A 12,769-nucleotide genomic window follows, 5' to 3' on the forward strand; every position below is an offset into this window, starting at 1 on the left:
TTTAGAATTAACATATATTTCCTTTCATCTTTTTAGAATAGCATACATATATAGGAAATAAATTACCAATGAATGGAGGAGTTATGATGTCAACAGAAAAAGCAGTAAAAAAGCTGCCGGCAAGAAATGAAATCCCGGTAAAGGATACATGGGCACTGGAAAATATTTTTGCAACAGACGAAAAATGGAAAGAGGAGTTTGAGCGGATTAAAGCGATAATTCCTAAAGCTTTTGAATTTCAAGGGAAACTTGGTGAAAATGCTGACGTTTTATATGAAGCATTGCAATATCAAGATGAAGTGATGATGCGACTGGGGAAATTGTATACATATGCCCATATGCGATATGATCAGGATACGACAAATTCTTTCTATCAAGGAATGAATGATCAAGCGAGAAATTTGTATACTCAGGCAGCAAGTGCTTTTTCCTTCGTTGTCCCCGAATTACTGGCGATTGATGAGAATAAAATTCGACAGTTTTTAACCGAAAAAGAAGAATTAAAGTTATATGAGCATGCTTTGGAAGAAATTAATTTGCAACGTCCGCATGTATTGTCACCTGAAGTAGAAGCGATTTTAGCCCAAAGTACAGAAGTGACGGATGCGTCGAGTAATACATTCGGCATGCTAAATAACGCAGACTTGGAGTTTCCATCTATTGTGGATGAAAACGGAGAAGAAGTCGAAATAACGCACGGCCGTTATATTCGCTTTTTAGAAAGTGCGGATCGCCGTGTGCGAAAAGATGCGTTTCATGCTTTATATGAAACGTATGGGAAATTTCGAAATACGTTTGCGAGTACACTAAGCGGACAAGTAAAACGCAATAATTTTTATGCTAATGTCCGTAAATACAAATCGGCACGGGAAGCCGCACTATCCGCCAACAATATTCCGGAGTCGGTATATGATAATTTAGTGGAAACAATCAATAAAAACTTGCCGCTTCTACACCGTTATGTCGCATTACGGAAAAAGGTGCTTGGACTTGATGAATTGCATATGTATGATTTGTATACACCGCTTGTTAAAGATGTCAAAATGGAAGTGACCTTTGAAGAGGCAAAAGATATCGTCTTAAAAGGATTGGCTCCAATGGGGGAAGAATATCTTTCCGTTTTAAAAGAAGGGTTTGCCAATCGCTGGGTAGATGTCCATGAAAATAAAGGAAAAAGAAGCGGGGCTTACTCATCCGGAGCGTATGGAACCGATCCGTATATATTGTTAAACTGGCAAGACAATGTCAATAATTTGTTTACCCTTGCCCATGAATTTGGTCATTCGGTACATAGTTACTATACAAGGAAATACCAACCATTTCCTTATGGCGATTATTCGATTTTTGTTGCCGAAGTTGCCTCCACTTGTAATGAAAATTTATTAAGTGAGTATTTGTTAAAAACATTGGACGATGATAGAAAACGGCTGTACATTTTGAATAATTATTTGGAAACATTCCGTGGCACGGTATTCCGGCAGACCATGTTTGCTGAATTTGAACATGATATTCACATTCGTTCCCAAAAAGGGGAAGCATTGACGGCAGAATTACTGACAAACATTTATTATGATTTAAATAAAAAATATTTTGGTGATGATGTTGTTATTGACGAGGAAATTGGCTTAGAATGGGCGAGAATTCCACATTTCTACTACAACTATTATGTTTACCAATATGCAACGGGCTTAAGTGCATCAACGGCATTGAGTAAACAAATTTTAGAAGAAGGAGAGCCTGCCGTAGAACGATATATCGGTTATTTGAAATCCGGAAGCTCGGATTATCCAATCGAAGTGTTGAAAAAAGCCGGGGTGGATATGACAACGGCGGAACCGATCGAAAATGCCTGCAAAGTTTTTGAAGAGAAATTGACTGAAATGGAACGACTATTAAATAGATAAATGAAGGTATGTGAAAAAGGGCAAATTTGGGTGTCATTCACCTGCAAAATTTGCCCTTTCTAATACGTTAAGAATGTATAAATTTCCAGCAAAGAAGTGAATTCGACGTAGTGGGAAATTTTAAGTTTTAAGTATAAGTGCATAAGGAAAGCTTCACTGGAATACATCGCAGCCGAAAAAATTTTATATTTTTCGGTGAACTACGGCTCTGCTCTCTCCTAAAGGCTCGGCAATCGCCGAGTTTTCTTTAACTGATACAAAAACTTATTTTGATTTATCACTCCAAGATGCTTTCTACTATTAGACATTTTGACAATTTGTCACATAGTATTATTTTTTAAATCCTTTAAATTGATTATGGTAATTTATGTAAGATAAAAATATTAAGATAGAAAAAAATAGGAAAGTTGCCGTCAGATACAATGGAAAAATTTTCAAAATACCAAAGAGATAACCGACAAAAGAAACAATGACTAATAAAATAAACCCAACTATATACCAACGATTCATATGATCACTCTCATTAGATAATTTGTCCTTATCATTTTATGTAGCGATGTGGTACAGTATGATATGTGGGTAAAATTTGTCCCAGTATGACAAAAAATGTGTCGAAAATGTGAAATATATGATAAGGACTTGCACAAAGGTTGAGGATTTGATATTATAGTGGTGTGAAGTTATTCACAAACAAACATATACCCCTTTGTTTGACCGTGAAAATTTCTCCCATCCCCTTTGTTCGTAACATGGAAGAGAGGTTCAGTGGACCACCCATCTGCTGAACCTCTCTTTCTATTTATCATTTGTTAATGTATGTAAAAAAAAGACTGCTTAATAAAGTCAAACTACTTTATCAAACAGTGCTTATATCTTGTCATTTTTTATAGTATAAGAAAGTATAAAAATACAAGTAAATAACTTAGGATTAGTTTTATTGTCTAGCTCCGAGCGCCAGCGACTGAGAAACTAGCTCCCCTTTAATGTGCTCCTGCGCCATAGCCTATTCGAGGAAGCGGATGTTCAGCTCGTCGCAAAGCTTCATGAAGTATATCAAGGAAGATTACTCATGAAGTTCACTCTAGGAGTAGCTTCACTACGATAAGTCAACATCGGCTCGTCCCTCACCGTGTTTCCTTTTCCTCGAAAAAGCTAATCGCTTTTTCTTCGTGCGATGTCTATTCGAGGAAGCAAATCTGTTCTCATTGCGGGGCGCTCCAGTTTGTACGTCGCTAAGCGGGCGCTCTGCGCTTTTCTTATTATTGTAATTTATGCGCCAAAATGTACCGTGTTCGGTATGAATACGTTCAACAACTTGCTGGAGCAGCAACTTTTTCATTTCTAATTCCACTTGTAAATGAGGTAAATCGTAAACAAATGCGATATCATCCGTGGAGACAATTTCATGATAACGAATAAATGATAATAAAGGCGGTAATGAATTGCTGACAGGACGTTCTCCCAATATATCAGTCATAATTTCAATATATACTTCATAAGGATTTACACCTGCTAATTTCAGTCCTTCTTCTTCAACATTATTGTTAAAGAAAACAATTGTTGGTGTTTCCGTTACGTCCATTTCATTAGAAATTTTCAGATCACACTGGAAAGCATGGGAAGTGCTTTCTGAATGTATATCTTTATAAAATTCTTCCACATCCAATAAGGAATCATGGGCACATTTAATAAGCGTATTTAATTCCGTAATATCTTCACCTTTTAAATAAAAATATTCCTGAAGTTTCCGCAAAAAACGAATTCCTGCTTTTTTTCCTTGCAATTCAGCAGCTTTTACGGCAATGGACGCTAAAAACGGGGAAGTTAAATTCAAGTCCGCTTGAATATCATCACAATCAATACATTTTCTGCGAACCGTTTTTTCTAATTTCTTTGTTATCGATTTGCGTGGTCCGGAATTTAAGTCTGTCAACTTGCCGCTTAATACATAAGTTAAACTGAAGTAATGACCGTATTCAAATTGTAATTTTTTTATAATCGGTTCTAGAGCAAAACAGTCTGAACATAGCGGATCGATAAATAAATACATTTCAAGCGGTCTGTCACTACCGCTAATCAAGCTAGATAAATTGAAATCATAACGATTTTTGTCGATCACTGGACCTCACCTTTTCTACTTTCATATTCATCATCGGTATTAACCATATGGTGGGCAGTAATTACTAACCGCGAAAAAAACTCTTCCCGGATCGGACCGGAAAAACCTACTTCATCCATTGCTTGAGACATGCAAGTTAGCCATGCGTTTGCCCTTTTTGGAGTAATAGGGAAAGCAAGATGTCTCATCCGCAATCTCGGGTGGCCATGTTCAGATGTATATAAAGGAGGTCCGCCTAAAAACTGGGTTAAGAATTGCTTTTGTTTTCTGGCTGTTTCTCGCAAATCATCCGGAAAAATTGGTGACAAATCCGGATGCAGTTTAACTCTTTTATAAAATGCATCCACGATTTTATGCAATGTTTCTTCCCCGACCATTTCAAACTGTGAAATTATTTTCCTTTCCATAACGGATAACTCCTTTATTTCACTTTGGATATATTTTAACAGCGTAGAAGAATTAACTCAAATAAATAGCTTTTTCATGATAGGCTGAGCAATTCATCGTAGTCAAGTTAAAAACTGAGAAGCACAATAAAATGTGAAAAAATGAGCATGCAAAAAAAGGATTAAACGATTGCCTATTATCTCCAATTCAGCAAAACATCACCCGGTTAATTTTCCACCGGGTGTTTTATTTCGAACATTTATATGGAGCTTATACGATAACATCTTTCAAAATTTTAGCTACGTAATTTTTTGTTTCTTTAAAAGGGGGAATCCCGTTATATTTTTCGACATTGCCAGGTCCGGCATTGTAAGCAGCCAGAGCCACATCAAGTGAACCGTAACGGTCAAGCATTTGCCGTAAATATTTTGCACCAGCCATTATATTTTCTCTCGGATCATCAATATTAATAACGCCTAAACTTTTGGCGGTAGATGGCATTAACTGCATCAGTCCCCGTGCTCCACTGGGACTAACCGCATAAATATTAAAATTTGACTCTTGTTTGATCACTGAAATGAGCAAGGAAACAGGTAAATTGTAGGTTTTTGCTGCCTCTTCAATTATCGGTTGCAGTTGTTCATCAGCAATCTTTACGGCTGGTTTTATATTCTTTTGCAAAGAAGGCAAACCATTTCCGGCAGAGGAAACAGATATTGTAGCATTCTTTGTTTCATTATTTATATTTTGTAATACCAACAACTGTTCGAGCATGGAAGAAAACAACGGAGAATTGCCGGATGATGAAGAATTCCCGTTCAAACTGTCCATATCTCTCAGAGCATTGATTTCTAAAATTGTTTTGATTTGTTGTATATTCATCGACACACAACCTCTCCAACGTTTATACGGACCGTTTTTTTCGCCATTCATTATAGAAACGTTGTACTTTATTTTCTGTTTTTCTTATTGGAATGTTCAAAGATGTTAACAGACGAGTAATATGTTTGTACGCTTTTGGGTCCGTCACTTCATATTCTACCTCAAAATCTTCTTTTTTTAAATAAAAACTTCTATCCAGTACTAAAAGCCCCTCATAAAACGGAATTTCAGCCCTGGAAGTAGTCAATGTACCGAAATGATTAATTTTTTTAAGCGAAAATTGCATTGACTTCAATTTTTTTTCGATTGCTCCTTTAGGAAAAAATTTATGTTCAAGTAACAAATCCCGCTCAACTTCTGATATAGGTTCATTTGTTTCCAAAAGCCCCTCGTCATTTGGTTCTTTTAATGTTAACTCCATATGCCCCTCTTTCGTTCTAATTCGGAGAGCGCAACCGGCTTTTTTTAGCGCAAAGTCATCGGTGTCAAAATAGTCATTTACTTGGAGAAAAAAATCATTTTCGGTTACCCCTAAAAATTGTTGCAATCTAATAAATTCATCTTTTGTCAATACATTTTTAAATTCAATTTCTAAATGATTTTCCATAATTTACCCCCACATAATTGAATGAATCGAAATCACGATCTCAAAATTTTTCTTTATAACCTTCGTATAATTATTTTGAGCGAATATCTAATCTTTTTGCGACTGTATGGTAAAATAATATCAGATTACCATATAAAAACAGAAGAAATAAATTTGACATATCGGTAAATGCCGATTGGTCGGAAGGATACGGTGTGGGTCATACAAACGTTATCACAAAGACTACGCATTTAGGATGTATTCCTTCTGATCAGCAGATAAAAAAACCGCTAGAAGTAGTACCTAATTTTAATAAAATCAATGTGGTTGATATAACACGGAAGAAGTGTGCGGTATGTACAGAGGTGATTTCAAAATGAATTGGGAAGAGTTTTTAGAACCCTACCGGCAAGCTGTTGAGGAGTTAAAAATAAAATTAAAAGGGATTCGCAGACAATTTGAATTAGAAAAAACACATTCATCAATTGAATTTGTGACCGGTCGTGTTAAACCGATCGCAAGTATACTAGACAAGGCAAAACAAAAAAATATTCCACTTAATGAATTACATACGATGTACGATATAGCCGGGCTACGGATTATGTGTCAGTTTGTTGATGATATAAAAAAAGTTGTCGAGCTGCTTAGAAACCGTAATGATTTAGAGATAGTTGAGGAGAAAGATTATATATCGCATAAAAAAGCGAGCGGTTATCGATCTTATCATGTCATTATCAGTTATCCGGTTCAGACAATTCATGGTGAAAAGAAAGTGTTAGCAGAAATTCAAATTCGTACATTAGCCATGAATTTTTGGGCAACAATTGAACATTCTCTAAATTATAAATATAACGGTCAATTCCCGGAAGATATCCAGTTCCGACTTCAGCGGGCAGCAGAAGCAGCGTTTTTGCTTGATGAAGAAATGTCACAAATTAGAGAAGAAATTAGAGATGCTCAAAGATTTTTTTCTAGTAAAAAAGATTATCCACAAGATGCTTAACATTCAAAAAGCTTATTTTTCCAAAAAGCTATTGGTTCATGCATTATTTAGCAAAAAAATTTCTGAAAACCTTTTGGGAGCCAATTTTAAATTAAACATGGGGGTGCAAAGATTTGAAATTTGCCATCGTTTCAAAAGGGGATGAAAAGTCGAATACGTTATCCGAGAAATTGAAAAGCTATTTGACCGATTTCAAATTGGAATATGATGAAATAGAGCCGGAAATTACGATTTCGGTAGGGGGAGACGGTACACTGTTATCAGCTTTTCAACGTTATCGCCATCGTCTTAATGATACAGCATTTGTCGGTATTCATACCGGTCATTTAGGATTTTATGCAGATTGGATGCCGGATGAAATTGAAAAACTTGTCATCGCTATTGCCAAAACAAAATGTCGGATTGTCGAATATCCGTTACTTGAAGTCATTATTTATTATAATAACGAAAGACAAGAAGAACATTATCTGGCATTGAACGAAGCGACCATTAAAAGTGTAGAAGGTACCTTTGTAATTGATGTTGAGATTAAAGATGAATTGTTTGAAAGATTTCGAGGAGATGGGTTATGTGTTTCCACTCCATCCGGAAGCACTGCCTACAATAAAGCGTTGGGAGGGGCCATTATTCATCCGTCATTGGAATCAATCCAGATTGCCGAAATGGCTTCGATCAATAATCGCGTTTTTCGGACAATCGGTTCGCCGTTAATTTTACCGGCCCATCATAAATGTATTTTTCGACCTGTAACCCATAAAGATTTCTTAATCGGAATCGATCATTTAACATTTGTTCAGAAAGATATCCAGTCGCTGCAATTTCGAGTGGCTGATCAAAAGATTCGTTTTGCCAGATACAAACCGTTCCCGTTCTGGTCAAGAGTCCGTGCGTCATTTATCGATGAATAGTTGATTTTTTTCTTGGAAGCTATTTGTAGAAATAATGACAAGCACTCACTATTGTTAAAACAAAGGAGTTAGAAATGATTTATGGCAAAACCTTTCATACTTGAATGGGTCATTACAGAAAATGATCACGGAAAAACAACGAGACAATACTTACAAGAGCGGGGAATTTCTAAAACTTCATTAACCGATATAAAGCTTCATGGCGGCAATATTTTAGTAGACGGCGTTCATGTAACGGTACGGCATGTTTTAAAAAAGGGGGAGCAGTTAACTGTTATTTTTCCGGTTGAGGAGCCCAGCCAAACTCTCTTACCTGAAAAAATCCCTCTTCACATTGTTTACGAAGATGATTATGTACTGGTTATAAATAAACCGGCATTTATGAATACGATACCGTCCAGAGAGCATCCGACCGGAAGTCTAGTCAATGCGGTAATGGGTTATTATAAGGAAATTGGCTTAACGGCAGCTCCTCATATTATCACAAGGCTTGACCGAAATACATCAGGACTTGTTTTAGTGGCTAAATATCGTCACATCCATCATATTCTAAGCAAACAGCAACAGGAAAAACAGGTAAAACGGGAATATGAAGCTTTTGTTGAAGGAATTGTCGCGGAAAACAATGGGATGATTGAAGCACCCATTGGTCGAAAACAGGACAGTATTATCGAACGTACTGTAACAGATGGCGGTCAATACGCCTGCACCCACTTCCAAGTTGTTGAACGATATAAACAGATTACGCATGTTAGGTTAATGCCGGAAACCGGTAGAACGCATCAAATTCGCGTACATATGGCTCATATCGGTCATCCGTTAGTGGGAGATGATTTATATGGCGGTTCACAGATCTTTTTGAACCGCCAAGCTTTACATTGTCGCCGTCTTCATTTTCTCCATCCTGTAATGGAAAAAACAATGAAGTTTTCCGTACCATTGCCGGAAGATATGGAGAAGCTTTTGCAGATTTCGGCGGATGACCCGGGTCACTGAAAAAGTATAAAAATATTATTACTAAATTGATTTTCCAGATACGATATCTAGTTGGTTTATTCACTGATATGAAGCAAGTGAACGAATTTGAACAGTTTTTTTGTGGGGCGAGTATGCCCCGATTTTGCCATAAAAAAAGTTTTTAAGGAAATTTTGTGAATTTTTCCGGAACATATTTTTGGTGAGAAGGAACTTGAATGATCTCTATTTCCGGATAGCGAAGGGCCGTTAATTTTCCGCCGAATACACAACCGGTATCAATATTATATGTATGATTAACGATTCTTACGTTATGGACCGGAGTGTGACCGTAAACAATGATCCGATTGCCTTGATAATATTTTGCCCAATCTTTTCGAACCGGTCTCCCATCCGGAAGTTTTTCCCCGTTAACATCGCCATACAAAACAAAGGTTTGAACCTCTTTATTTGTATGACCGATAAAATCTTCGCGGATTCCGGCATGGGCGATGATTAATTTTCCGCCATCCAATTGCAAATACATGGGTGCTTCTTCATATAATTTGATAAATTTTGTCCGAATTTCTCGTTGCTTTTTTACAGGCAAATGTTCATATTCAGCAACCGTTGTCTCTAATCCATGAGATATTTGCACGTTATTTCCGAGAAAATAACGATATAATTTATTACAATGATTCCCGGGTGTATAAACTGCTTGATTTTGCTTAACAAGTGAATAAACAAGTTCAATTACTTTCACGGAATCCGGACCCCGATCAGTTAAGTCACCTAAAAAGGCAAGTGTTCGATCTTGATTATTCTTTATTTCATCATCAAAAAACTGATAACCTAATTTATCCAATAACTCCATTAATTCCTCATAGCAACCATGGACATCTCCAATAATATCGATTTTCATACAATTGAATCCCTTCTTTACAATTTAAAGCAGAACATCCCTTAACGAGGGTATTTTTTACTATAAATGAAAAATTGTTTCAATGAAAGTGATATTAGGTTGACTATTACCTTAGGGATTAGTCTATGATTATTTTGTGAGGTGATCGTTATGTTCATACATGAGGTTTGCAAAAAATGTTCCTTAACAAAAAAGGCGATATATTATTACGAAAAGCAAGGGCTTATTCGTCCGAACATTGGAGAAAATGGATATAGAAATTATAGTGATGAAGATGTATCAATATTAAAGGAAATTTTTGTTCTGAGAAAGTTGGGATTAACGATTTCTGAAATTAAAAATGTCCTTTTGAGTAGTAATAAGGCTGTGTCACTGTTAAAGTACAAATATTTAATGGATTTAAAGAGGGAAAAAGTAATGGAACAACAAAAATGCCTTGAACTACTTATTGAAAACTATAATGTTGATAAAGGAATAGATTATATTGACATTCATCTCAACAGGTCTTTTACCATTAAAGAAAAATTAATTCAGGCTTTTCCGGGCGTATACGGTATATTTTTGTCTGTTCATTTCGGTCCATTTCTAAATGAAAAAGCAGATACGCCAGAAAAAGAGGAAGCATATGGTAAAATTGTCGATTTTTTGGATAAAGTGAGAATAACACGGGAAATGGAAGAATATTTAGAAAGTGTTATTCCCTTAACGGATCAGGAAGTCATTGAAAAAATGAATATGACTTTCCTAAATGCAGTTGAAGATATTGAAAACTATATTGTTAACAATCAACAGGAAATTGAGGAGTATATCAAGTTTCGAAATTCGGAAGATTATAAGTCAACACCTGCTTTCAAATTGCAACAATTGTTGGTAGAGTTTCAGCAAAGTAGCGGCTATGATGAAATTTTTGTTGAAAATTTGAAGATTTTGAGCCCTTCTTATCTGGAATATTCAGAGAAACTTCAAGAAGCTAACAAAATATTGCTTGAAAGGTATCCGCAAACAGCAAAATTTTACTGAACTTTTCCCAAAGATCGGTGAGGTACTGGGTTATGTGTTTCTTTTGTTCGGAATGACAACAATTATTGGTAGAAAACGATAAAATTAGTCGTACACATTTTTTTCTACCACTTTCTTACTTTTCAATTTGTGAAGAATATAGTACTATTAGTAGTAGGTACTAATAACATGTAATAAACAGGAGTTTGGAATACATTGAATTTTGAAACGGAGGAAGAAATATGGTATTGTCGCTAAAAGGGAAAACATTTGTCATTATGGGTGTTGCCAACAAAAGGAGTATTGCTTGGGGGATTGCCCGGTCACTCGACAAGGCTGGTGCCCGACTGATTTTTACATACAACCAAGATCGCATGCTTAAAAATGTGAAAGAATTGGCGGAAACATTAGAAGGCAAAGATTATTTGTTGCTGCAATGTGATGTGACAGTTGATGAAGATATTACTGCTTGTTTTCAAGAAATAAAAAATCAAGTCGGTACAATTCACGGTGTCGCGCACTGCATCGCATTTGCCAACCGGGAAGATTTAGAAGGTGAATTTGTCGATACGTCCCGTGACGGCTTTTTGCTGGCCCAAAACATCAGTGCCTATTCCTTGACGGCCGTAGCCAAGGAAGCCAGACCGCTTATGACTGAAGGCGGAAGTATTATTACTCTTACATATCTAGGTGGCGAACGGGTTGTCACGAATTATAATGTGATGGGTGTTGCGAAAGCTTCGTTGGATGCAAGTGTTAAATATTTGGCGAATGATCTTGGAAAGGACGGTATTCGCGTTAATTCGATATCGGCGGGACCGATTCGAACATTATCTGCTAAAGGAATTCGTGGTTTTAATTCCGTATTAAATCAAATTGAAGAAAAGGCACCGCTACGGAGGACCGTGACGCAAGAAGAAGTGGGCGATACCGCATTATTTTTATTCAGTGATTTATCTCGCGGAATTACCGGGGAAAATATTCATGTCGATGCCGGATTCCATATTTTAAGCGGGATTTAATTTTTAAAGCTAGTTCGATAAATTGATCGGCAATGTCAGTTTTCTACATGACCTATGGGAAGTAAGCAAAGTCCGGCATCACGTCTTATTTCTTTAAGTGTGTGGTATGATGAAAGGAAGTATGCGTTAGGAAAGTAGAAATTGAAAAATTTATACTTTCCTATTAGCTAATGAAAGGAAAGGGATGTCACTTGGAAAAATACAGGGAAGTTTTGAAATTGTGGCAGTCCTATCAAATCAATTCGGCTGAAGATTTAGATAAATATTTGGACAGCTTCCGGATACTCTTTGCTTATCATTCCGGGAAAATAGAGAATGACGAGATTAATTACCACGACACGAGAGAAATATTTGAAAGCGGTAAAGTTATCAATTTCAGTGGCAGCCCTCGTGCTATATTTGAACAATATAATCAAAAACTGTGTTATGAGTATTTAAAAGAAAAAATAATAAAAAGAGAAAAATTAAGTGTTGATCTTATTAAAGAAATTGATAAGATTTTAACCGGCGGAACGTATGATGAAAAGCGATACATTGTCAATGAAGAGCGCCCGGGCGAGTTTAAAAAACATGATTATGTTACTGGTATTTTGGAAGTTGGTTCTTCTGCTGAAAATGTAGAAAGTGACATGATCCAATTGATTGAAGAAGTGAATGAGTATGACGGTAAAGAAATTTTAAAAGTGGCGACGTATTTCCATGCCCGTTTTGAATATATTCATCCTTTTGCAGACGGAAACGGCCGGGTAGGCAGAACAATGATGAATTATTATTTGATGACGCATAACCATCCCCCTTTCATCGTTTATAATGAGGATAAAAAATTATTTTATGAGTGTCTGCAAAAGTATGATGAAACAGAAGATTTGAATCCTCTGTATAAATTTTTTAAATATGAGACGGAAAAGACTTGGAAAAAGGCTTTAGAGCTTGCAAATGGAGAAGTGCGTGAACGAAAAGGACTGGAAGATTATACGTAATATAAAATGATAAAAACACTTGCTAATGAAACTTGGTTATGTTCTATTTTGTGAGGGGAAAAACATGGATGAAAAATATGCAGAAGATGAATTATAACCTGTT

The 12,769-nt window shown here is 36.2% G+C and carries 12 protein-coding genes; 7 read left to right on the plus strand and 5 right to left on the minus strand.

The genetic code is table 11. The features are described from left to right. The first annotated feature begins 86 nt into the window (after positions 1–86). Positions 87–1,904: an oligoendopeptidase F gene (gene pepF, locus NSQ14_RS06165; protein ID WP_346216988.1), complete on the plus strand. Its 1,818-nt coding sequence runs from the start codon at positions 87–89 to the stop codon at positions 1,902–1,904. A gap of 1,096 nt (positions 1,905–3,000) precedes the next feature. On the opposite strand, the gene NSQ14_RS06170 is transcribed toward pepF, so the two are convergent. From NSQ14_RS06170 to NSQ14_RS06185, 4 genes are all read right to left on the minus strand, one after another. Next, positions 3,001–4,023: a ClpXP adapter SpxH family protein gene (locus NSQ14_RS06170; protein WP_346216989.1), complete on the minus strand. Its 1,023-nt coding sequence runs from the start codon at positions 4,021–4,023 to the stop codon at positions 3,001–3,003. Then, positions 4,020–4,430 carry a globin gene (locus tag NSQ14_RS06175; protein WP_034769151.1) on the minus strand — a complete coding sequence of 137 codons (411 nt, stop codon included), beginning with the start codon at positions 4,428–4,430 and terminating at the stop codon, positions 4,020–4,022. The genes NSQ14_RS06170 and NSQ14_RS06175 overlap by 4 nt, the downstream gene beginning before the upstream one ends. A gap of 250 nt (positions 4,431–4,680) precedes the next feature. Next, a complete protein-coding gene (locus NSQ14_RS06180; protein WP_041846036.1) occupies positions 4,681–5,292 on the minus strand; it encodes a lytic transglycosylase domain-containing protein in 612 nt (203 codons plus the stop codon). 22 nt (positions 5,293–5,314) lie between these two features. Then, positions 5,315–5,899 carry a CYTH domain-containing protein gene (locus NSQ14_RS06185; protein WP_346216990.1) on the minus strand — a complete coding sequence of 195 codons (585 nt, stop codon included), beginning with the start codon at positions 5,897–5,899 and terminating at the stop codon, positions 5,315–5,317. Between the two features lie 355 nt (positions 5,900–6,254). Here NSQ14_RS06185 and NSQ14_RS06190 point away from each other — a divergent pair, with 355 nt between their 5' ends. The 3 genes from NSQ14_RS06190 to NSQ14_RS06200 all read left to right on the plus strand — a co-directional run bounded on the left by NSQ14_RS06190 (position 6,255) and on the right by NSQ14_RS06200 (position 8,785). After that, a complete protein-coding gene (locus tag NSQ14_RS06190) occupies positions 6,255–6,881 on the plus strand; it encodes a GTP pyrophosphokinase (RefSeq protein WP_095142212.1) in 627 nt (208 codons plus the stop codon). A 113-nt stretch (positions 6,882–6,994) separates the two neighbouring features. Further along, a complete protein-coding gene (locus NSQ14_RS06195) occupies positions 6,995–7,789 on the plus strand; it encodes an NAD kinase (protein ID WP_041846038.1) in 795 nt (264 codons plus the stop codon). A gap of 81 nt (positions 7,790–7,870) precedes the next feature. Continuing rightward, complete coding sequence (locus NSQ14_RS06200; RefSeq protein ID WP_346216991.1) at positions 7,871–8,785, plus strand: RluA family pseudouridine synthase; 915 nt, start codon at positions 7,871–7,873, stop codon at positions 8,783–8,785. 142 nt (positions 8,786–8,927) lie between these two features. Here NSQ14_RS06200 and prpE read toward each other — a convergent pair whose 3' ends face one another. After that, the gene (gene prpE / locus NSQ14_RS06205; RefSeq protein ID WP_346216992.1) at positions 8,928–9,665 is read right to left on the minus strand and encodes a bis(5'-nucleosyl)-tetraphosphatase PrpE; all 738 of its coding nucleotides are present in this window, start codon (positions 9,663–9,665) and stop codon (positions 8,928–8,930) included. A 150-nt stretch (positions 9,666–9,815) separates the two neighbouring features. On the opposite strand from prpE, the gene NSQ14_RS06210 reads away from it, so the two are divergent. The 3 genes from NSQ14_RS06210 to NSQ14_RS06220 all read left to right on the plus strand — a co-directional run bounded on the left by NSQ14_RS06210 (position 9,816) and on the right by NSQ14_RS06220 (position 12,666). Further along, positions 9,816–10,685: a MerR family transcriptional regulator gene (locus NSQ14_RS06210; protein WP_346216993.1), complete on the plus strand. Its 870-nt coding sequence runs from the start codon at positions 9,816–9,818 to the stop codon at positions 10,683–10,685. 221 nt (positions 10,686–10,906) lie between these two features. Continuing rightward, positions 10,907–11,686, plus strand: coding sequence for an enoyl-ACP reductase FabI (gene fabI / locus NSQ14_RS06215; RefSeq protein ID WP_034769167.1), 780 nt, complete (start codon positions 10,907–10,909; stop codon positions 11,684–11,686). A gap of 218 nt (positions 11,687–11,904) precedes the next feature. Then, positions 11,905–12,666, plus strand: coding sequence for a Fic family protein (locus tag NSQ14_RS06220; RefSeq protein WP_200890296.1), 762 nt, complete (start codon positions 11,905–11,907; stop codon positions 12,664–12,666). Positions 12,667–12,769 lie beyond the last annotated feature (103 nt).

Source organism: Caldifermentibacillus hisashii, assembly GCF_039654145.1.
Lineage (GTDB): Bacteria > Bacillota > Bacilli > Bacillales > Caldibacillaceae > Caldifermentibacillus > Caldifermentibacillus hisashii.